Raw genomic sequence first — 22,835 nt, forward strand, 5'->3', positions numbered from 1 at the left:
GATGAGGCCGTGCCAGCTGACATCTAAGTCACTGGCCCACCGCTATCGCAGGCAAGCCAGCTCCCACATGAGTTAACCGATAGTCATCAGGCTCGCATTCCCACCTGCCGCAGCCGTGTTAACGCTCAATGCCCGCTCGATCACCAGGCGCTCCAGCGCAATCGCCGTCTCACCTTGCGACAAACCATGCACCCCAACAATCGCGCCACCGCGCTGCGCCACTTGCTGGCACACCGCGCGCAGTTGGTCGGAATCGCCGTGGTGGACGACCGCGTCGAACACCACCTCATCCTTGGTCCAGTCAGCCACACGCTTGATCTTCGCCTGAACTTCCCGCGGCAAGCGTGGGAACAAGGCTTTGGTCAGGTCAGTTTCCGGCCATACCGCCGAACCGCCCACCGCCAATACCGCCGCCAGTTGCGTCAGCAGGTCGCCTTCCACTTCCGCCAGGCACAGCACGTGCTCGCGGGGCAGGATGGCGTAGCTGTTGCGCTCGCCGGTCGGGCCGGCCAGTTGACGGGTGATACCGCTTTGCGATTGCGCGGCAAACTGGCTGCACAGGGCGCTCAGGTCGCTGAACTGATTGTTGTCGGCCCAGGTTTTCAGGGCGGTCAGCGGCTGGCTCATGGCGTCGCGCAAACGAACATCCGGTGCAGCCAGTGCATCGCCACGTACGAAGGATTGCTCGATGGCATCCGTAGGGCGAGTCGACAGCAGGCGGTACAGGTACAGCGGGCCGCCGGCTTTCGGGCCCGTGCCCGACAGGCCTTCGCCGCCGAACGGTTGCACGCCAACCACGGCACCGACGATGTTGCGGTTGACGTAGACGTTACCGGCATTGACGTTGTCGATCACCTTGGCGATGGTCTCGTCGATACGGGTATGCACGCCCAGGGTCAGGCCGTAGCCGGAAGCATTGATCTGGCCGATGAGCTGGTCGATCTCTTTGCGCTTGTAGCGCACCACGTGCAGTACCGGGCCAAAGATTTCGCGTTGCAGTTCGTCGAAGCTTTCCAGCTCGATCAGGGTTGGCATCACGAAGGTGCCGCGCTTGATCTCGTCGCCGTCGGCAATGGCCACCTGGTACACGTTGCGGCCTTTGTCGCGCATGGCCTGGATGTGTTTCTCGATACCGGCCTTGGCTTCGGCGTCGATCACCGGGCCGATATCCACGGACAGGCGCTCCGGGTTACCGAGGCGGCATTCAGCCATGGCGCCCTTGAGCATTTCGATGACACGGTCTGCCGAATCTTCCTGCAGGCACAGCACGCGCAGGGCCGAGCAGCGTTGGCCGGCACTGTCGAAGGCCGAGGACACCACGTCGATTACCACTTGTTCGGTGAGCGCCGAGGAGTCGACGATCATCGCGTTCTGGCCGCCAGTTTCGGCGATCAGCGGGATCGGACGGCCCTGGGCATCCAGCCGGCCGGCGACATTGCGTTGCAGCAGGCGCGCCACTTCGGTGGAGCCGGTGAACATCACGCCTTTGACGCGATCATCACCCACCAGGCGCGCACCGACGGTTTCGCCCTGGCCCGGCAGCAGTTGCAGCACGCCTTCCGGAATGCCGGCTTCCAGCAGGATGCGCACGGCTTGCGCGGCGACCAGCGGGGTTTGTTCGGCCGGCTTGGCCAATACCGGGTTACCGGCGGCCAGTGCGGCAGCGACTTGACCGCTGAAGATCGCCAGCGGGAAGTTCCACGGGCTGATGCAGACCACCGGGCCCAATGGGCGGTGGGCGTCATTAGTGAAGTCGTTGCGCGCCTGCACCGCGTAGTAGCGCAGGAAGTCCACGGCTTCACGCACTTCGGCGATGGCGTTGGCAAACGTCTTGCCGGCTTCACGGGCCAGCAGGCCCATCAGTGGCTGAATCTCGCCTTCCATCAGGTCGGCGGCACGTTCCAGGATGGCGGCGCGCTCGGCGGGCGGGGTGGCCTGCCAGATCGGACCGGCGCTGATGGCGCACTGGATAGCGTTGTCGACGTCTTCGACGGTGGCTTCTTGCACATGACCGACTACGTCACGCAGGTCGGACGGGTTCAGTACAGGCGCCGCCGCTTGCTCGCTGGAGGCGCAACCGAGCATCGGCGCAGCTTTCCAGTTGTTGTGAGCCGTGGCCAGCAAGGCGCAGGACAGCGACGCCAGGCGGTGTTCGTTGGCCAGGTCGATACCGGCCGAATTGGCGCGGTCGCTGCCGTACAGGTCACGCGGCAATGGAATGCGCGGGTGCGGCAGGCCGAAGCCGCCTTCCAGCGTGGCCATTTGCTCGATGCTGGCCACTGGGTCGGCCACCAGCTCCTGGATCGAAATGGATTGGTCGGCAATGCGGTTGACGAACGAGGTGTTCGCGCCGTTTTCCAGCAGGCGACGGACCAGGTAGGCCAGCAGCGTTTCGTGGGTGCCGACTGGAGCGTACACACGGCACGGACGGTTCAGCTTGCCATCGGCAACCTTGCCTACAACCTGCTCGTACAGCGGTTCGCCCATGCCGTGCAGGCATTGGAACTCGTACTGGCCGGGGTAATAGTTCTGACCGGCGATATGGTAGATGGCCGACAGCGTGTGAGCGTTATGCGTGGCGAACTGCGGGTAGATAACTTCCGGCACCGACAGCAGTTTGCGTGCGCAGGCAATGTAGGAAACGTCGGTGTACACCTTGCGGGTGTACACCGGGTAGCCTTCCAGGCCTTCGACCTGGGCGCGCTTGATTTCGCTGTCCCAGTACGCGCCTTTTACCAGGCGGATCATCAGGCGGTGGCGGCTGCGGCGCGCCAGGTCGATGACGTAGTCGATCACATACGGGCAACGCTTCTGGTAGGCCTGGATCACGAAACCGATGCCGTTCCAGCCGGTCAGTTGCGGCTCGAAGCACAGGCGCTCGAGCAGGTCCAGGGACAGCTCCAGGCGGTCGGCTTCTTCGGCGTCGATGTTCAGGCCGATGTCGTATTGCTTGGCCAGCAGTGTCAGGGACAGCAGGCGCGGGTACAGCTCGTCCATCACACGCTCGTACTGTGCGCGGCTGTAGCGCGGGTGCAGCGCCGACAGCTTGATGGAAATGCCCGGGCCTTCATAAATCCCACGCCCATGGGAGGCTTTGCCGATGGAGTGAATGGCTTGTTCGTACGAGGCCAGGTACTTCTGCGCATCGTGTTCGGTCAGCGCGGCTTCACCGAGCATGTCGTAGGAATAGCGGAAGCCTTTGGCTTCGAACTTGCTCGCGTTGGCCAAGGCTTCGGCGATGGTTTCACCGGTGACAAACTGCTCGCCCATCAGGCGCATGGCCATGTCGACGCCCTTGCGGATCATCGGCTCGCCGCTCTTGCCGATGATGCGGCTCAGGGACGAGGTGAGGCCGGCTTCGTTGTGGGTGGCGACCAGTTTACCGGTCAGCAGCAGGCCCCAGGTCGCGGCGTTGACGAACAACGACGGGCTGTTGCCCAGGTGCGGCTGCCAGTTGCCGGTGCTGATCTTGTCGCGGATCAGCGCGTCGCGGGTGCCTTTGTCCGGGATGCGCAGCAGCGCTTCGGCCAGGCACATCAGGGCCACGCCTTCCTGGGACGACAGGGAAAATTCTTGCAGCAGGCCTTGAACAATCCCGGCACGGCCGCCTGCGCTCTTCTGGTTACGCAGTTTTTCGGCAATCGACGCCGCCAGCTTGTTGGTCGCTTCGGCCATTGGCGCCGGCAGGCGGGCTTGCTCGATCAGCATCGGTACCACTTCCGGCTCGGGGCGACGGTAAGCGGCGGTGATCGAAGCGCGCAGCACGGATTGCGGCAGGATGCTTTCGGCGAACTCAAGGAAGCACTGGTGGGCGTGGTCGGTCTGGACCTCGCCAGCGTCGTCAGCGTCCTTGCTGCTCAAACCATTGAGTTCAGTCAGGGTTGCACCACCCTCCAGTTTCTCCAGGTAATTGAAGATCGCCTGCTTGATCAGCCAGTGCGGCGTGCGATCAATGGAGGTCGCGGCCGCCTTCAAGCGCTCGCGGGTCGGGTCGTCAAGTTTGACCCCAAGGGTGGTCGTAGCCATTTTCTTATCCTCATGGGTGCCACTACCGAGTGGCATTAGCTGGCGGCAAGATTAGCTTTGCGCATGCAGAGGTGCAACCGGGTGCAACCCATTTTCTTCAGGAATTTTTCGATCGTGATCGGGAAAAAAACCGGCCTTCGACGGAATCCGCTTCGCCTTGGTGCGTTTGCTTCTGAGATCGGCTGTTCTTGCTCCGAAAAGGAGCAAAAACGGGGTGTTTTCCGCAAAACACACCTAGGTGCAACTTATTCTCAAGAAACTGGTTGCACCTTATTTGCTTTGTTGAATAGCATTCGCGCCCAAGGTGCAACCAACTTAATCGTTGGGTTCATCGGCTGACGGCTTTCCTGGGGAAACGTCAGTCATAAATGCGCGGCACGCAGCTACGTCTACCTACTTCCAGTGGGGGGCCGTCTGACAGACCGCCGCTACATAAAAACAAAGCCAGGGCGTCACTCTTATGAGCGTTAGTAATCCAACCCTGATCACGTTCGTGATCTACATCGCAGCAATGGTGCTGATCGGCTTCATGGCCTATCGCTCCACCAACAACCTTTCCGATTACATCCTGGGCGGTCGTAGCCTCGGTAGCGTGGTGACTGCCTTGTCGGCCGGCGCTTCCGACATGAGCGGCTGGTTGTTGATGGGCTTGCCGGGCGCGATCTACATGTCTGGCCTGTCGGAAAGCTGGATCGCCATCGGCCTGATCGTCGGTGCCTACCTCAACTGGCTGTTCGTCGCCGGTCGCCTGCGGGTACAGACCGAGCACAACGGTGACGCCCTGACGCTGCCGGATTACTTCTCCAGCCGTTTCGAAGACAAGAGCGGCCTGCTGCGGATCATCTCCGCCGTCGTGATCCTGGTGTTCTTCACCATCTACTGCGCCTCCGGCATCGTCGCCGGTGCCCGCCTGTTCGAAAGCACCTTCGGCATGTCCTACGAGACCGCGCTGTGGGCCGGTGCAGCAGCGACTATCGCCTACACCTTCGTTGGTGGTTTCCTGGCGGTGAGCTGGACAGATACCGTACAAGCCACACTGATGATCTTCGCGCTGATCCTGACGCCGATCATCGTGCTGCTGGCAACCGGTGGTGTCGATACCACCTTCCTGGCGATCGAAGCCAAGAACCCTGACAACTTCAACATGCTGAAGAACACCACCTTCATTGGCATCATCTCGCTGATGGGCTGGGGCCTGGGTTACTTCGGCCAGCCGCACATCCTCGCGCGTTTCATGGCGGCAGATTCGGTGAAGTCGATTGCCAACGCACGTCGCATCTCCATGACCTGGATGATCCTGTGCCTGGGCGGCACCGTGGCGGTGGGCTTCTTCGGTATCGCGTACTTCTCGGCGCACCCGGAAGTGGCCGGCCCGGTCAACGAGAACCACGAGCGTGTGTTCATCGAGCTGGCCAAGCTGCTGTTCAACCCATGGATCGCCGGCGTGCTGCTGTCGGCCATTCTGGCTGCCGTCATGAGCACCCTGAGCTGCCAACTGCTGGTGTGCTCCAGCGCCCTGACCGAAGACTTCTACAAGACCTTCCTGCGCAAGACTGCCTCCCAGCTTGAACTGGTGTGGGTCGGCCGTGCCATGGTGCTGCTGGTGGCCCTGGTCGCCATCGCCCTGGCCGCCAACCCGAACAACCGTGTTCTGGGCCTGGTGAGCTACGCTTGGGCAGGTTTCGGTGCTGCCTTCGGCCCTGTGGTGCTGATCTCGGTGATCTGGAAAAACATGACCCGCAACGGCGCACTGGCCGGCATCCTGGTCGGCGCGATCACCGTGATCGTGTGGAAGCACTTCGAGCTGCTGGGCCTGTACGAAATCATCCCAGGCTTCATCTTTGCCAGCCTCGCGATCTACTTCGTGAGCAAGATGGGCGCACCGACGGCGGGTATGGTCGAGCGTTTTGATGCTGCGGAAAAAGACTACAACCTCAACAAGTAATTCGCCGGGCGTTAAGCGCCTGATGAGTTGAAAAAAAGGCCCGCGTCCTACGGATGGCGGGCCTTTTTTTGCGTGTGTTTTACGTCGCTCCGAAGAGGATTCTGACGTGTCTGTGTAGGGTTTTACTGATTTATCTGGGCCGTGCTCAGCAGGGCGGAACAGTGATGCAAAATCCGCCTCCCACCCCTCGCAGAGAAACACCGGATGTTCGCTCCTGCCAATCAAAGTGCCTTTACCCTGTCCCTCGACGGGGCGCCCAGTGAGTTCAAGGTGTTCGAATTCAAGGGGGACGAATCCATCAGCCGGCCCTATCGTTTCGAGCTCGAACTGGTCAGTGAGCAACCTGATCTGGATCTTGAAGGCCTGCTGCATCACCCGGTGTACCTGGGGTTCGATGAGCACGGCCATGGTGTTCATGGCCTGGTTTACCGTATGGCGCAGGGTGATTCGGGTCGGCGGCTGACGCGTTATCAGATGACGCTCGTGCCGCAGCTTGCCTATCTGGATCACAGCAGCCACCAGCGCATTTTCCAGCACAAGACGGTGCCGCAGATTGTCGCGCAAGTGCTGGAGGGGCAGGGTATCCAGGGGGATCGTTTCGAATTCCGCCTCAGTGGTACCTACCCCGAACGCGAGTATTGCGTGCAGTTTGGCGAGACGGATCTGGCGTTCATCCAGCGGCTGTGCGGGGAGTTGGGCATTCACTATCACTTCCAGCATTCGGCCGAGGGGCATTTGCTGGTCTTTGGCGATGACCAGACCGTCTTTGCCCAAGCCGACCCGCCCACGCCTTACACCCCCGGGTCCGGGATGGTGGCGGATACCCCGGCGATCAAGCGGTTTACGGTGCAGGTGCAGACCTGCACCACGGCCATGAACCTGCGCGATTACGACTTTCGCAAACCGCGGCTGGGCCTTGAAAGTGCGGTGGCTGGCGAGCAGCTTCCGAAGCTTGAAATGCAGGTTTACCCCGGTCACTTCAGCGACCGCGCCCATGGAAAATACCTGGCACAACGTGGCTTGGAGCGCCATCGCAGTGACTACCGCATCGCCCATGGCAGCGGGGATGAGCCGGCATTGGCCAGTGGCAGGTTCCTCAATCTGAGCGGTCATCCGCGCGACGAATGGAATGACCTGTGGCTGGTAACGCAGGTGACCCACGAGGGCAAGCAACCCCAGGTGCTGGAAGAGGCTGTGACCGAGGCGGCAGGCGCGGATTTTCGCCAGGGGTATCGCAACGAATTCAGCGCCGCACCATGGGACGTGATTTTCCGTCCGCCGGTGGAGGAGCATGCGCGGCCAATGGTTTCCGGTTATCAGCAAGCCGTGGTCACCGGCCCCGTCGACAGTGAAATCCATTGCGATGAGTACGGCCGGGTCAAGGTGCAATTGGCTTGGGACCGCGCCGGTGACTATAACGATCATTCCAGTTGCTGGCTGAGGGTTGCCAGTGGGTGGGCACATGATCGCTACGGGTCGGTGCTGATCCCACGAGTCGGCATGGAAGTGCTGGTGGGCTTCGTCAATGGCGACATGGACATGCCGTTGGTCATGGGCTGCTTACCCAACGCGGCAACGCACGTGCCCCTCGACCTGCCGGCAGACAAGACCCGCAGTATCTTGCGCAGCCAAAGCAGCCCCGGTGGGGGTGGTTACAACGAATTGCGCATCGAAGATCGCAAGGGCGCCGAGGAGATCTACCTGCGAGCCCAGCGAGACTGGACGCAGCATGTGTTGCATGACCACCGGGTGACCGTAGGCGGCGAGTCTCATCACGAACTGCAAGGCGAAGAACAACGCATTACCCATGGCAATCGCCTGACCGACCTCAAGCAGGACGATCACTTGATCGTCAATGGCTCGCAGCAGGTACGCGCCGGGCAGACCATTCAAATAGGCGCAGGGCAAAGCATCGTTATCGATGCGGGGGCGACGGTCACGATTCAGGCAGGTGGGCAGTCAATCACGCTGTCTGCCGGCGGCATTTTCAGCAGCGTACCCATCCAGCTGGGTAGTTCGCCCGTGCCGGTGGCAGCGCCGTTGATGCCTGGGCTGAAGGACACGTTGCTGGCAGTTATTCCTGCGCCTCTGAGTCGGCCGCAAGTTGCCAGCCTGAAGCGCAGCGCGCCGTTCTGCGAAGAGTGCGAGCGTTGCAAGAAGGGCCAATGCAATCTCAATTGACGTGCATCTTGAAAGGACTTTATGCCGATGCTGCAAAGCTTGCTTGCTGGTGAAAAAATCTTCGCGGTCATGAGCGCTGCCAGTGACGCCAAACCCTTGGACGCTTGGCGTACGCTACTCGGCGGCCCCCCGCCACAGCCCGTTTGGGCCGGCACGGCCTATGCGACATGGGATGAGGTGATGCCCTATGTGGGAATCGTAGAGCCGGGTAGCCCTTTCCTTGAATGGGCGGCTTCCACTGACGCTACGGATTGGGGCTGGCTGGCCATCTCGTCGAGCCCATTGGAGAGGGTGGTTGCACACCTGCAAAGCCTGACGAAGGTGTATCTGCCTGATGGCCAGGAAGTGTTTCTGCGCTTTTGGGATGGGGTGCAGTTTCTGCCGATCATTCAGCAGTGGGGGGGTGAGATATTGCCGGTGTTCCAGCGTTACCTGATCAATGGCCAACCGCTGGACGTTAAGACTGGCCCGGTCACTGCCGCCAAAACCAGCCCATGGTGGCGGGTGCCCGCCGGGTTGGTGGAGCACCTGGCGGAGCAATCGCCGCAGACCCTTATTCACAATCTGCTGCAATGGCTTGAAGAACAACGACCCGACCTTCATATCGCCTTTGCGCAGACGACCTTGCATCACAAGGTCGCTTACTTCGCGCGCGGCACGGATATCAGTTATCAGTCGCTGGCCGACTACCTGTCTTCAGAGCTGCGTTGATTCCAGTGCCTGCTGCAAGTCTTCGATCAGGTCTTCGATCGCCTCGATGCCCACCGACAGGCGAATCATTTCCGGCTTCACACCAGCCTTGGCTTGTTCCTGCTCGTTCATCTGCCGGTGGGTGGTGGAGGCGGGGTGGCAGGCCAGGGATTTTGCATCGCCGATATTCACCAGGCGCTTGAAGATTTGCAGGGCGTCGTAGAAGCGCACGCCGGCCGCATAGCCACCTTTGAGGCCGAAGGAGAGGATCGCCGAGGGTTTGCCCTGTAGGTATTTCTGCGCCAGCGCGTGATGAGGGTGATCGGGCAGGCCGGCATAGCTGACCCATTCCACGTCGGCGTGGCCTTGCAGGAACTGCGCAACTTTCAAGGCGTTTTCGGTATGGCGTTCCATGCGCAGGGCCAGGGTCTCCAGACCCTGCAACAGTAGGAAAGCGTTCATCGGCGCCAGCGCCGCGCCGGTATTGCGTAGCGGAACGGTGCGAGCACGGGCGATAAAGGCGGCGGGGCCGAATTTTTCGGTGTAGACCACGCCATGATAGGCGGGCTCTGGGTTATTCAGCCCGGGGAATTTCTGCGGATATTTCGTCCAGGGAAACGTGCCGCTGTCGACGATCACACCGCCGAGGGAATTGCCGTGGCCGCCGATGTATTTGGTCACCGAGTGCACCACGATATCGGCGCCGAACTGGATCGGCTTGCACAGGATCGGCGTGGCCACGGTGTTGTCCACCACCAGCGGCACGCCGCGGGCGTGGGCGACATTGGCCAGCGCTTCGATATCGATGATGTTGCCCGCGGGGTTGCCGATGCTTTCGCAGTAGACCAGCTTGGTGTTGTCGTCGATCAGCTCCGCGATGGCTTCGGGAGAGTCATCGCGGGCAAAACGCACATCGACGCCGAAGCTTGGCAGCAAGTGGGCGAACAAGGTGTACGTGCCGCCATAGAGCTGCGGGGTGGTGACGATATTGTCGCCGGCACGGGTGAGGGTCTGAATCGCGTAGTGGATCGCCGCGCTGCCGGCCGACACCGCCAGGCCTGCGATACCGCCTTCAAGTGCGGCGATGCGCTGTTCCAGCACGTCATTGGTGGGGTTCATGATGCGCGTGTAGATATTGCCTGGCACGTCCAGGTTGAACAGGTCGGCACCGTGCTGGGCGTTATCGAATTCAAAGGCGACGTTCTGGTAGATCGGCACGGCGACGGCCTTGGTGGTAGGGTCCGATTTGAAACCGTGGTGCAGCGCGATGGTGGCGTCTTTCATGATGGTTAGTGACCTCCCTGGATTGTGGATTGCCACAATAAATCTGCCCCGGCGTGAGCATTTAGATTTTTTCCGGGCGTCACCCTGACTTTTTGACATAAGCACCGCCCGGCACGCCGCACTGCACCAACGCCCGCGTAAAAGGTAAACTTCGCCCCCTGCGCAGGAGCAACCATGAATTATCGTCACGCCTTTCACGCCGGCAATCATGCCGATGTCTTCAAACACCTGACCTTGACCCGCCTCATCGCCCTGATGTCGCGCAAGGAGCAGCCGTTCGCCTACCTCGACACCCATGCGGGGATCGGTCTGTACGACCTGCAAGGCGACCAGGCCAACCGCACCGGTGAATACCTGGAAGGCATCGCGCGCCTGTGGGGCGAAAATGACCTGCCGCCGCTGACCGCCGACTACATGCGCGTGCTGCATGAAATGAACCCGGATGGCGAGTTGCGCTACTACCCCGGTTCGCCGGAACTTGCGCGACGCCTGACGCGCCCCCAGGACCGCGTGCTGCTCAATGAAAAGCACCCGGAAGACGGTGTGTTGCTCAAGGACAACATGAAGGGTGATCGCCGCGTCAAAGTGCACTTGGGCGAAGGCTGGCATGTGCCGCGTGCCCTGCTGCCGGTGCCCGAAAAGCGCGCGTTGATGCTGATCGACCCGCCGTTCGAGAAACTCGACGAAATGCAACGCTGCGCGGCGTCCCTGAAGGAAGCCGTGGGCCGCATGCGCCAGACCGTCGCGGCGATCTGGTACCCGGTGAAAGACCAGCGCATGCTGCGCCGTTTCTACCAGGACTTGGCCGGTACCGGTGCACCGAAGTTGTTGCGTGTGGAATTGCTGGTGCACCCGCTGGATACGCCCAATACCCTGACGGGTTCGGGCCTGGCGATCGCCAACCCGCCGTGGGGTCTGGAAGAGGAGCTGCGTGAGCTGCTGCCATGGTTGTCCAAGAAGCTCGGTCAGACCCAGGGTGGCTGGCAGATGGATTGGCTGATCGCTGAGTAGTCAGCAACGCTGATCAATTTGCGGGGGGCGGGCTGTTGTGGTGAGCGAGCTTGCTCGCGCTGGGCTGCGTAGCAGCCCCAAAACCAGTCACCGCGGTCTATCTGAAAAACCGTAGCGGCCTTGTTGGGGCCGCTTCGCGCCCCAGCGCGAGCAAGCTCGCTCACCACAGGGGATCTGTGTAACCACAAAATGGCTTCAGATCGGGCAGGTCACGCCTGTGCCGCCAATCCCGCAATAGCCCTGTGGGTTCTTTGCCAGGTACTGCTGGTGATACGCCTCGGCGAAGTACACCGTCGGGGCTTCTTCGATCTCAGTGGTAATCGCACCCAGGCCGGCCTTGGTCAGTTCGCCTTGGTACGCCTCGGCACTCGCCTGCGCCGCTGCCAGTTGCTCCGGCGTGGTCGCGTAGATCACCGAACGGTACTGGCTGCCGATGTCATTGCCCTGTCGCATGCCCTGGGTCGGGTTGTGCAGTTCCCAGAACATCTTCAGCAGGTCTTCGTATTTCACCTTGGCCTGGTCATACACCACCAGCACCACTTCGCTGTGGCCGGTCAGGCCCGAGCAGACTTCTTCATAGGTCGGGTTCGGCGTGTAGCCGCCGGCGTAGCCGACCACGGTGCTGACCACGCCATCGCGCTGCCAGAACCGACGCTCGGCACCCCAGAAGCAGCCCAGGCCGAAGATTGCAAAGCCGACGTCATCAAGGAACGGGCCCAGCAGCGGGTTGCCGTTGACGAAGTGAGTCTCTGGCAGCGCCATCGGGGTTTCACGGCCAGGCAGAGCTTGTTCTTGGGTAGGCAGCACGTTTTTGTTCACCAGAATTTCCGAGCGCAAGGCCATGATCAGTCCTCTCGTCAGGTTGAGTTAGCGGTAAATTGTCAGACCCTCAGTGTGCCCGAGTGTTACAGCGCTGTCAGGCGATTGGCCCGCGCGGGTAGCGTTTTAGCATCGCCAACAGCTCTGCGCCGGGTATCGGCCGGTCGAACAGGTAACCCTGGCCCACATCGCAGCGGTGGCGGCGCAGGAACGCCAGTTGCTCGGCGGTCTCGATGCCCTCGGCGACCACTTTGAGCTTGAGGTTGTGGGCCATGGCGATCACCGCGGAGGTGATTTCCATGTCGTCCTGGTTGTCCGGGATCTCGTGGATAAAACTGCGATCGATCTTGATGATGTCGATGGGGAATTTTTTCAGGTAACTCAGCGACGAGTAACCGGTGCCGAAGTCGTCCATGGCCAGGGTCAGGCCAAAGCTCTTCAATTGATCAAGCTGCAGGCGCGTGTCTTCGGTGGCTTCCAGCAGCAAGCCTTCGGTCAACTCCAGCTCCAGCAGGTTGGCCGGCAGTTGTTCTTCCTTGAGGATCGTGGCAATCGAAGCCACCAGGTCCGGGTCGGAGAACTGCTTGGGTGACAGGTTGATCGCCACCTGCAGGTTGCCCATGCCCGCGGCGGTCAACTGCCTGCTCATGCGGCAGGCCTGGCGCGCGATCCATTTGCCGATAGGGATGATCAGGCCGGTCTCTTCAGCCACGCTGATGAATTGGTCCGGGCGGATCATGCCTTTTTCCGGGTGGTTCCAGCGCAGCAGCGCCTCCATGCCCAGCAAACGGCCACTGCGCAGGCACAGCTTGGGCTGATAGAACACGTCCAGCTCGTTCTGGGTGAGGGCGCGGCGCAGGTTGTTCTCGACGAACAGCTTGTAGCTGGCCTCGGCATTCAGCGCTTCGGTAAACACCTGTACCTGGTGTTTACCATTGGCCTTGGCCTTGTGCAGGGCCAGGCCGGCGTTGCGCATAAGGGTCTGCGGGTCGCGGCCATGCAGCGGCGCGCACGCCAGGCCCACGGAGCCGGTGACGCTGATCAATTGGTTGTCGACAAACATCGGCTTGTCGAGGGTTGCCAGCAGTTGGCTGGCAACCTGCTGGCCGCTCTCCAGGTCGGTATCGTCCAGCAACACCGCAAATTCGTTACTCGCAAACCGCGCCAGGCTGCCACCGGCACTCAGGCTGTTGCGCAATCGGCGCGCCAGGCTGATCAGCAGTTTGTCGCCGGTCTGGTGGCCGAGGCTGTCATTGATGCGCTTGAAGTTGTCGATGTCCACCAGCAACAGGCTGATCGGGCTGTCGCTGTCACGGGCAAAGCGTTCGTCGAGGTTGCGGATGAACGCCGGGCGGTTGCCCAGGTTGGTCAGGTTGTCGGTGTAGGCCAGGCGCTCGATGCGCTGCTGGGCCAGCTTGGTCTGGGTGATGTCTTCGTAGATGCCGATGTAGTGCGTCAGCTCGCGGTTGTCGCCGTACACCTTGGAGATCGACAGCTGGCCCCAGTAGGGTTCGAGGTTTTTGCGTCGGCTCTTGAATTCGCCCTGCCAACTGTTGCTCTTGGCCAGGCTCGACGGTGCATCGAAGAGCAATTCGCTGAGGTTCTCCAGCGCCGGCAACTGGGCCAGGCGGTGGCCGTGGACCTCTTCGGCGCTGTACTGGGTGATCGCGGTGAAGCTCGGGTTGACGTACTCCACGACGCCGTCGCAGTTGACCAGCAGGAAAGCGTTGGCGCTTTGTTCCACGGCACGCTGGAACAGGTGCAGGGCGCTGGTGGCGGTGCGGCGATTGTGATTGTTGATCACTTGAGCGAATTGGTCGGCCAGCTCGCCGGCGAAGGCGATTTCATCGGCCTGCCAGGCACGCGTGCTGCCGCTTTGCTCCAGGCACAGCACGCCCACCACCTGGCCATCGACGCGAATGCTGGCGTCCAGCATGGCGTGGATGTCGTTGGCGCGCAGGTTGTCGGCCATTTCCCGGGTGCGTGGGTCGCGCATCGCGTTAGTGGCGTCGATGGCCCGGCTGGTGTGCAAGGCCTCCAGGTAGTCCGGGAAACAACTGGCATCAATGGGGTCGGGCAAATGGTGCTGCTGATTGTCGCGGTGGTAGGCCGAGATCGGCACCAGGTGATGGCCTTCGAGGTTCCAGATGCTGGCGCAGTCGATCTGATAGATATCGCAGGCGCTGCGGGTGATCAGCTCGGCGGCTTCTTGCAATGAATTATTGGTGGTGTAGCGATGGCGGGCCAGCAGCAGGATCAGCTCCTGTTGGGCGCGCACCCGCTCCAGGTGCTGCAGCTGTTCCTGCTGGGCGCGCTGGTTGAGTTCCAGGGCGATCTGCAGGCGGCTGTTCTGGTTCTCCAGGTCTGCCGTCGGGGCAGCAGTGGGGATTTCACTGAACAGGCCATCGACCACCATCAAGTAGCCGCGCAGCAGGTGGCGATTGTGTTGTTTGTAGGCTTCGCCCATTTCCAGCAGGCTCAGTGGGCCGTCGCTGGTGTGCAGGGTGTAGCGCACCAGGTAGTGAGGGCTATGGGTCAGTTGCTGCTGGATAGTGTCGTGCAACTCATAGCGCGCCTGGGGCTCCATCAGGCTGGCGTAGGGGGTGCCGAGCAGGGCGCACAGCTCGACCGCCGGTAGGCCGAATTGGCGCTCGCAGTTGGGGTCGAGGTAAAGGAGGGCCCAGCTTGCCTCATTAAGCCGCTCGAAACGCAGCATACCGAGGCGCGAAGGCACCGGTAACTGCGTCACTACCTCGGCCGCCATTCGGGCGACATCGGGTTGGCTTTTCATGGGGGAGACTCACTTGAAATAACGCGCACGGCGCCGGGCTCACGCCCTCTTTTCTGTTGCCTGCGGCAAGGTTGCATCATGCGGCGCGGGCTGACAAGAGAGGATGAAGGCTAAGTGCTATAAGGGGGTTATCGGCCGCGAGAGGGATTTCTGCAATCGAGGTGATGGAAGGTGTACAAACCTGTTTTGTGTGTCCAGCTTCCTACGGGGCAACAGGCAAAAAAAGCCCCGCCAAGTGGCGGGGTTGAGGTACGAGCGTGGCGCTCGAAAATCGTTGCAGCCAGGCCTCCTCGGTGAAGAGGAGGCCATGGCGACTTACAGCAGGATAGTGCGGATATCGTTCAGCAGTTGGCTCAGACGCTGCGTGAAGCGTGCAGCGGCGGCGCCGTTGATCACACGGTGATCGTAGGACAGCGACAGTGGCAGCATCAGCTTCGGCTGGAACGCTTTACCGTCCCACACAGGCTGGATAGTGGCCTTGGACACACCCAGGATCGCCACTTCCGGCGCGTTGACGATTGGCGTGAAGCCAGTGCCGCCAATGTGGCCGAGGCTGGAGATGGTGAAGCACGCGCCCTGCATGTCGTCCGGGGTGAGCTTCTTGTCGCGGGCCTTGGCAGCCAGTGCAGCGGCTTCCGCAGCGAGTTGCAGCAGGCTCTTCTGGTCGACGTTCTTGATGACCGGTACCAGCAGGCCGTCCGGGGTGTCGACCGCAAAGCCGATGTGCACGTACTTCTTGCGAATGATCGCTTTGCCGCTTGGCGCCAGCGAAGCATTGAAGTCCGGCAGTTCCTTGAGCAGGTGTGCGCACGCCTTGAGCAGCAATGGCAGCACGGTCAGCTTCACGCCGGCCTTCTCGGCCACGGCTTTCTGCGCAACGCGGAAAGCTTCCAGGTCGGTGATATCGGCCTGGTCGAACTGGGTCACGTGCGGGATGTTCAGCCAGCTGGCGTGCAGGCCGGCCGCGCCGATTTGCATCAGGCGGGTCATCGGCACTTCTTCGATTTCGCCGAAGCGGCTGAAGTCGACGGTGCGGATCGGCGGAATGCCCGAACCACCGGTAGCGCCGCCAGCAGCTGGCGCTTCCTTGGCCTTCTGCATCATGGCCTTGACGTAAACCTGCACGTCTTCCTTCAGCACGCGACCGTGAGGGCCAGTGGCCGACACAGCGCTCAGCTCAACGCCGAACTCACGGGCCAACTGACGCACGGCAGGGCCGGCGTGCACCTTGGCGCCGCTTGGCGCTGGAGCGGCAGCAGCAGGGGCCGGAGCAGCCCCGGCTTTGGCAGCAGGCGCAGGGGCGGCAGCAGCCGGAGCCGGAGCCGATTCAGCCTTGGCAGCCGGAGCGGCCGCTGGTGCTGGAGCGGCAGCAGGTGCAGCGCCTTGTACTTTCAGCTTGAGGATGAAGTCGCCAGTGCCGACTTCGTCTTCCAGCTTGACCGCGATGCTTTCCACCACGCCGGCAGCCGGCGAAGGGATTTCCATGGAGGCCTTGTCGGACTCCAGGGTGATCAGCGACTGGTCGGCTTCGACGGTGTCGCCCACCTTGACCAGCAGCTCGATGATCTTGGCCTTGCCCGACGAACCGATGTCCGGGACATGAATGTCCTGGACGCTAGCGGCGGCAGGTGCAGCGGCCGGGGCCGGAGCGGCCTCGGCAGCAGCCGGTTTTTCAGCAGCAGGGGCAGGTGCAGCAGCGGCAGCAGGAGCCGCCGCAGGGGCCGCATCAGCGGCACCTTCGATTTCCAGTTCCAGCAGTTCGTCGCCTTCTTTCAGGCGGTCGCCCAGCTTCACTTTCAGGCTCTTGACCACGCCGGCCTTGGGAGCAGGGATTTCCATGCTCGCCTTGTCCGACTCCAGGGTCAGGATGCTCTGGTCGGCTTCGACGGTGTCGCCGACCTTCACAAACAGCTCGATTACTTCACCTTCACCGCTGCCGATGTCAGGTACGCGAATGAGTTCGCTCACAAAAAATCTCCTCAGCAGTCCAGTGGGTTGCGTTTTTCCGGGTTGATCCCGAACTTGACGATAGCGTCAGCCACCACCTTAGGTTCGATCTCACCACGGTCAGCCAAGGCTTCCAGGGCTGCCAACACCACGAAGTGACGGTCAACTTCGAAGAAGTGACGCAGCTTCTTGCGGCTGTCACTGCGGCCGAAACCGTCGGTGCCCAGGACTTTGAATTCCTTGGACGGGACCCACTGGCGAATTTGTTCAGCAAACAGTTTCATGTAGTCGGTCGATGCGATCACCGGGCCTTTACGGCCAGTCAGGCATTCTTCGACGAAGGTGCGCTGTGGCTTCTGGCCAGGGTGCAGGCGGTTGTGACGCTCTACGGCCAGGCCATCGCGACGCAGTTCGTTGAAGCTGGTAACGCTCCACACGTCAGCGCCGACGTTGAACTCGTCACGCAGGATCTTCGCCGCTTCACGCACTTCGCGCAGGATGGTGCCGGAGCCCATCAGCTGTACGTGGTGCGCCGCTTCCTTGGTGTCTTCTTCGAGCAGGTACATGCCCTTGATGATGCCTTCCTCGACACCGGCCGGCATGGCTGGTTGCTGGTAGGACTCGTTCATCACGGTGATGTAGTAGAAAACGTCCTGCTGCTCTTCGGTCATCTTCTTCATGCCGTCCTGGATGATCACCGCCAGCTCGTAGCCGTAGGTAGGATCAAAGGTGCGGCAGTTCGGGATGGTGGCAGCCAGGATGTGGCTGTGACCGTCTTCGTGTTGCAGGCCTTCGCCGTTCAGCGTGGTACGGCCGGCGGTGCCGCCGATCAGGAAGCCACGGGTACGGCTGTCGCCTGCAGCCCAGGCCAGGTCGCCGATACGCTGGAAACCGAACATCGAGTAGAAGATGTAGAACGGCAGCATCGGCTGGTTGTGGCTGGAGTACGAAGTACCGGCAGCGATGAAGGAGCTCATGGCGCCCGCTTCGTTGATGCCTTCTTCGAGGATCTGGCCCTTCTTGTCTTCCTTGTAGAACATCACCTGGTCTTTATCGACTGGCTCGTAGAGCTGGCCGACGGAGGAGTAGATGCCCAACTGACGGAACATACCTTCCATACCGAAGGTACGGGCTTCGTCCGGGATGATCGGGACGATGCGCGGGCCGATGTCCTTGTCCTTGACCAACTGCGCCAGGATGCGCACGAAAGCCATGGTGGTGGAGATTTCACGGTCGCCCGAGCCGTCGAGGATAGCCTTGAGGGTGCTCAGGTCTGGCGTCGGTACGCTGAAGCTGTTGGCGCGACGCTGTGGCACGAAACCACCCAGTGCGGCGCGGCGCTCGGCCAGGTAGCGGGCTTCCGCGCTGTTCGGCTCCGGCTTGAAGAACGGCAGGTTCTCCAGCTCTTCGTCCTTGACCGGGATGTCGAAGCGGTCGCGGAACAACTTCAGGCTGTCGACATCGACTTTCTTGGTGTTGTGCGCGGTGTTCTTCGCTTCGCCGGCACCGGTGCCATAACCCTTGATGGTCTTGGCCAGGATGACAGTCGGTTGTTCTTTGTGGTTGACCGCTTCGTGGTACGCCGCATAGACCTTGTACGGGTCGTGGCCGCCACGGTTGAGTTTCCAGATCTCGTCGTCGGACAGGTCGGCAACCATCGCCTTGAGTTCAGGCGTGTTGAAGAAGTGTTCACGCACGAACGCGCCGTCTTTGGCCTTGTAGTTCTGGTACTCGCCGTCGATGACTTCGTCCATGCGACGTTGCAGGATACCGTCGACGTCCTTGGCCAGCAGTGGGTCCCAGAAACGGCCCCAGATGACTTTGGTCACGTTCCACTGAGCACCGCGGAACACGCCTTCGAGTTCCTGGATGATCTTGCCGTTGCCGCGAACCGGGCCGTCGAGGCGCTGCAGGTTGCAGTTGATGACGAAGATCAGGTTGTCCAGCTTCTCGCGGCCGGCCAGGGAGATGGCGCCCAGGGATTCCGGCTCGTCACACTCGCCGTCGCCCAGGAAGCACCAGACTTTCTGCTTGCCTTCAGGGATGAAGCCACGGGCTTCCAGGTACTTCATGAAACGTGCCTGGTAGATCGCTTGAATTGGACCCAGACCCATGGAAACGGTCGGGAACTGCCAGAAATCAGGCATCAGCCAAGGGTGCGGGTACGACGACAGGCCGTTACCGTCCACTTCCTGGCGGAAGTTGTTCATGTGTTCTTCGGTGATGCGGCCTTCCATGAACGCACGGGCGTAGACGCCTGGCGAGGTGTGGCCCTGGAAGTAGATCAGGTCGCCGCCGTGTTCGTCGGTCGGGGCCTGGAAGAAGTAGTTGAAGCCGATGTCATACAGGGTTGCGCTGGAAGCGAAGCTGGAGATGTGACCGCCCAGGTCCGAATCTTTCAAGTTCGTGCGCATTACCATCGCCATGGCGTTCCAACGTACCAGCGAGCGAATGCGGCGTTCCATGAACAGGTCGCCAGGCATGCGTGCTTCGTGGGTAACGGGGATGGTGTTGCGGTATGGCGTAGTGATGGCGTAAGGCAGTTGCGAGCCGCTGCGGGTCGCGAGTTCGCCCATACGGGTCATCAGGTAGTGAGCACGGTCTTCGCCTTCTTTGTCGAGAACCGATTCCAGGGCGTCCAGCCATTCCTGGGTTTCGACGGGATCGAGGTCTTGCATGGCTTGCTCCAGGGCGGAAAGGCTACCAGAATCGGTTGCCTGAAGTTTGCGACTGGCCTTGTGGGCAGACGACATAAATTCTTGGATGGCCGAAGGTTGCTTCGGCGTCCTGTAGTTTTACTACAAATCGTCGGCCATTTCAGCCTTTCGAATGTATATACGAGTAGTAAAACTACACAAGACTGAGCGTATGGCTCGGTCTGGCTGGTGAGCATAATCGTTATTGTTGATCTTTTGCGAACAAGAAAAGGTGAAAGTTTGATGTTGGCTGCCAAAATGAAATTAATTTCAGCTATTTATCACCTTTGTTCGACAGTCCTTCATAGAGCGTGGTTCTTGCGTTCACAACTACACGCCCTTTACGCGCCGATCAAGGATAGACCATGAGCCTTCCAACGCTGGTCGAACTGCCAGCCATTCTTTTGCCAAAAGCCCAGCGGGCCGAGCAGTCATTTCGTGACGCAGTGGCCGCGCTGGACGACGATCATGGACTTTCTGCGTGGACGCCGCAACGGTGGGCCGACTTCGCCCGCGTGTGCGCCGCCAGTGATTTCGTCATTGAACAGAGTGTTCGTGACCCTTTGATGTTGCTGGAGCTGGTGGCCTGGGGCGAGCTGGACCGTGGTTTTGCGCCCGGCGAGCTGTGCGGGCAGATCGCTGGCGCTGTGCAACAAGCCGAAACAGAAGATGAGCTGGGCCGCGTGCTGCGTCGCCAGCGTACGCGCCAGCAAGTGCGCATCATCTGGCGCGACCTCACCCGCCAGGCGGACCTGGTGCAAACCTGCCGCGACCTGTCCGACATGGCCGACGCCAGCATCGACCAGGCCTACCAATGGCTGTACCAGCGCCATTGCGTGCAGTTCGGTACGCCCACCGGCCGGCGCAGCGGCGAGCCGCAGCACATGGTGATCCTCGGCATGGGCAAGCTCGGTGCCGTGGAGCTGAACCTGTCGTCGGATATCGACCTGATTTTCGCCTACCCCGAGGGCGGTGAAACCGTCGGCGTCAAACGCTCGCTGGACAACCAGGAATTCTTTATTCGACTTGGTCAAAAACTGATCAAGGCCCTCGACCCGATGACCGTCGATGGCTTCGTGTTCCGCGTCGACATGCGCCTGCGCCCTTACGGTTCGGCGGGCGCGCTGGTGCTCAGCTTCAACGCCCTAGAACAGTACTACCAGGATCAGGGCCGTGACTGGGAGCGCTACGCCATGATCAAGGCGCGGGTAGTCGCCGGCGACCAGGCAGCGGGCGCGCAATTGCTCGACATGCTGCGGCCGTTCGTCTACCGCCGCTACCTGGACTTCTCCGCGATCGAAGCGCTGCGCACCATGAAGCAGTTGATCCAGCAGGAAGTGCGGCGCAAAGGCATGGCCGACAACATCAAGCTGGGCTCGGGTGGCATCCGTGAAGTGGAATTTATCGCCCAGGCATTCCAACTGATCCACGGCGGTCGCGACCTCAGCCTGCAACAGCGGCCGCTGCTCAAGGTGCTTGGCACGCTGGAAGGGCAGGGCTACCTGCCGCCTGCGGTGATCGCCGAGTTGCGCAATGGCTACGAATTCCTGCGGTACACCGAGCACGCGATCCAGGCGATTGCCGACCGGCAGACGCAGATGCTTCCGGACAGCCCGGAAGACCAGGCGCGCATTGCCTTTATGCTCGGCTTTGCTGATTGGGCCGCCTTCCATGAGCGCCTGATGCACTGGCGCGGTCGCGTGGACTGGCACTTCCGCCAAGTGATTGCCGATCCGGACGAAGAAGAGGGCGAAGAAAGCGAATTGGTCGTGGGCGGTGAGTGGTTGCCGCTGTGGGAAGAGTCCCAAGACGAAGACGCAGCCTGCCGCCAACTGGCCGAAGGCGGTTTCACCGATGCGCCCAAGGCACTCAAGGCCCTGGCCGGCCTGCGCGGCAGCCCGCAACTGCGCGCCATGCAGCGCCTGGGGCGCGAACGGCTGGATGCCTTTATTCCGCGCCTACTCGCCCAAGCTGTTGAACATGCCAACCCGGACCTGGTGCTGGAGCGCGTGCTGCCGCTGGTGGAAGCCGTCGCCCGGCGTTCCGCTTATCTGGTGCTGCTCACGGAAAACCCTGACGCCCTGCGTCGCCTGTTAACCCTGTGCGCCGCCAGCCCGTGGATCGCCGAGCAGATCACACGCTTCCCGCTGTTGCTCGATGAATTGCTCAACGAAGGCCGCCTGTTCAAGCCACCGTTGGCGCCGGAGCTGGCTGCCGAGCTGCGCGAGCGCCTGACGCGCATCCCGGAGGACGACCTGGAGCAACAGATGGAGGCCCTGCGGCACTTCAAGCTGGCCCACCGCCTGCGCGTGGCCGCCTCGGAAATCGCCGGCAGCCTGCCGCTGATGAAAGTCAGCGATTACCTGACCTGGCTCGCCGAGGCCATCCTCGAGCAAGTGCTGGCCCTGGCCTGGCGCCAGACTGTCGCGCGCCACGGCTCGCCGCAGCGTTTGGACGGGACCCTGTGCGATCCTGGGTTCATCATTGTCGGTTATGGGAAAGTCGGCGGGATCGAACTGGGGCATGGTTCGGACCTGGACCTGGTGTTTATCCACGATGGCGATCCACAAGCGGAAACCGATGGCGCCAAGCCGATCGACGGGGCGCAGTTCTTTACGCGCCTGGGCCAGCGCATCATTCACTTGCTGACCACGCAGACCAACTCCGGCCAGTTGTATGAAGTGGACATGCGCCTGCGACCGTCCGGCGCGTCCGGGCTGTTGGTCAGCTCGCTGGGCGCGTTTGACCGCTATCAACAAAATGAAGCCTGGACCTGGGAGCATCAGGCGCTGATCCGCGCGCGGGTGCTGGTGGGCAGCCAGGATGTGGGACAGGCATTCGAGCAGGTACGGGCTAAAGTATTGGGGCAGGAGCGCGACCTGGCGAAGCTGCGCCAGGAGGTCAGCGAGATGCGTGCCAAGATGCGCGACAACCTGGGCACCAAGACCACGGCGGCCGGCACCGGCGCCAATGCCTTCGAGGCCACGGCGGCGTTCGACCTCAAGCAGGACGCCGGAGGTATCGTCGATATTGAATTTATGGTGCAATACGCGGCTTTGGCGTGGTCTGCGCAACATCCATCGTTGCTGCGCTACACCGACAATATCCGCATTCTGGAAGGCCTGGAGCAGGTGGGCTTGATGCCCGCCGCCGATGCCCATCTGCTGCGCGAGGTGTATAAGGCCTACCGTTCCGCTGCGCACCGCCAGGCCTTGCAAAACGAGGCCGGTACGGTGGCCGGGGATCAGTTCGCCGACGAACGGCGCCAGGTGATGCGAATCTGGAAAGAGCTGGGGTTAAGCTGATTAATTGAATGACGCCAATCCAATGTGGAAATCGGCTTTATGTGGGAGCCGGGCTTGCGTGGGAGCTGGCTTGCCTGCGATTGCATCACCTCGGTATTACTGGTATTCCGAGGCGCCTGCATCGCGGGCAAGCCCGGCTC

12 protein-coding genes are annotated in these 22,835 nt (G+C 61.4%); 6 read left to right on the plus strand and 6 right to left on the minus strand.

Features of this window, described 5'->3' with window-relative positions:
• Positions 1–72 precede the first annotated feature (72 nt).
• Positions 73–4,026, minus strand: a complete 3,954-nt coding sequence (gene putA, locus KHP07_RS21240) for a trifunctional transcriptional regulator/proline dehydrogenase/L-glutamate gamma-semialdehyde dehydrogenase (RefSeq protein ID WP_214497983.1) — start codon at positions 4,024–4,026, stop codon at positions 73–75.
• 81 nt (positions 4,027–4,107) lie between these two features.
• Here putA and KHP07_RS21245 point away from each other — a divergent pair, with 81 nt between their 5' ends.
• The 4 genes from KHP07_RS21245 to KHP07_RS21260 all read left to right on the plus strand — a co-directional run bounded on the left by KHP07_RS21245 (position 4,108) and on the right by KHP07_RS21260 (position 8,863).
• Positions 4,108–4,365, plus strand: coding sequence for a hypothetical protein (locus KHP07_RS21245; RefSeq protein WP_143523181.1), 258 nt, complete (start codon positions 4,108–4,110; stop codon positions 4,363–4,365).
• A 121-nt stretch (positions 4,366–4,486) separates the two neighbouring features.
• Positions 4,487–5,971 (plus strand): sodium/proline symporter PutP, encoded by a 1,485-nt coding sequence (gene putP / locus KHP07_RS21250; RefSeq protein WP_078046541.1) that lies wholly within the window; start codon positions 4,487–4,489, stop codon positions 5,969–5,971.
• 204 nt (positions 5,972–6,175) lie between these two features.
• The gene (locus KHP07_RS21255; protein ID WP_214497984.1) at positions 6,176–8,152 is read left to right on the plus strand and encodes a type VI secretion system Vgr family protein; all 1,977 of its coding nucleotides are present in this window, start codon (positions 6,176–6,178) and stop codon (positions 8,150–8,152) included.
• A 27-nt stretch (positions 8,153–8,179) separates the two neighbouring features.
• A complete protein-coding gene (locus tag KHP07_RS21260) occupies positions 8,180–8,863 on the plus strand; it encodes a DUF4123 domain-containing protein (RefSeq protein WP_214497985.1) in 684 nt (227 codons plus the stop codon).
• On the opposite strand, the gene KHP07_RS21265 is transcribed toward KHP07_RS21260, so the two are convergent.
• Positions 8,849–10,126, minus strand: coding sequence for an O-acetylhomoserine aminocarboxypropyltransferase/cysteine synthase family protein (locus tag KHP07_RS21265; protein WP_078046544.1), 1,278 nt, complete (start codon positions 10,124–10,126; stop codon positions 8,849–8,851). The genes KHP07_RS21260 and KHP07_RS21265 overlap by 15 nt on opposite strands.
• 174 nt (positions 10,127–10,300) lie before the next feature.
• Between KHP07_RS21265 and KHP07_RS21270 the strand changes: the two genes are divergently transcribed.
• A complete protein-coding gene (locus tag KHP07_RS21270) occupies positions 10,301–11,137 on the plus strand; it encodes a 23S rRNA (adenine(2030)-N(6))-methyltransferase RlmJ (protein ID WP_078046545.1) in 837 nt (278 codons plus the stop codon).
• A 195-nt stretch (positions 11,138–11,332) separates the two neighbouring features.
• Here KHP07_RS21270 and msrA read toward each other — a convergent pair whose 3' ends face one another.
• The 4 genes from msrA to aceE all read right to left on the minus strand — a co-directional run bounded on the left by msrA (position 11,333) and on the right by aceE (position 19,372).
• Complete coding sequence (msrA, locus tag KHP07_RS21275; RefSeq protein WP_078046546.1) at positions 11,333–11,980, minus strand: peptide-methionine (S)-S-oxide reductase MsrA; 648 nt, start codon at positions 11,978–11,980, stop codon at positions 11,333–11,335.
• 73 nt (positions 11,981–12,053) lie between these two features.
• The gene (locus KHP07_RS21280) at positions 12,054–14,747 is read right to left on the minus strand and encodes a putative bifunctional diguanylate cyclase/phosphodiesterase (RefSeq protein WP_099492871.1); all 2,694 of its coding nucleotides are present in this window, start codon (positions 14,745–14,747) and stop codon (positions 12,054–12,056) included.
• Positions 14,748–15,062: 315 nt separating this feature from the next.
• Positions 15,063–16,715: a dihydrolipoyllysine-residue acetyltransferase gene (gene aceF, locus KHP07_RS21285; protein ID WP_214497986.1), complete on the minus strand. Its 1,653-nt coding sequence runs from the start codon at positions 16,713–16,715 to the stop codon at positions 15,063–15,065.
• Between the two features lie 11 nt (positions 16,716–16,726).
• On the minus strand, positions 16,727–19,372 hold the full coding sequence (aceE, locus tag KHP07_RS21290; RefSeq protein WP_078046549.1) for a pyruvate dehydrogenase (acetyl-transferring), homodimeric type: 2,646 nt from the start codon (positions 19,370–19,372) through the stop codon (positions 16,727–16,729).
• A gap of 383 nt (positions 19,373–19,755) precedes the next feature.
• On the opposite strand from aceE, the gene glnE reads away from it, so the two are divergent.
• Positions 19,756–22,695, plus strand: coding sequence for a bifunctional [glutamate--ammonia ligase]-adenylyl-L-tyrosine phosphorylase/[glutamate--ammonia-ligase] adenylyltransferase (gene glnE, locus KHP07_RS21295; protein ID WP_100491648.1), 2,940 nt, complete (start codon positions 19,756–19,758; stop codon positions 22,693–22,695).
• Positions 22,696–22,835: the final 140 nt, after the last annotated feature.

It is taken from the genome of Pseudomonas sp. VS40 (assembly GCF_018587885.1).
GTDB lineage: Bacteria > Pseudomonadota > Gammaproteobacteria > Pseudomonadales > Pseudomonadaceae > Aquipseudomonas > Aquipseudomonas pergaminensis.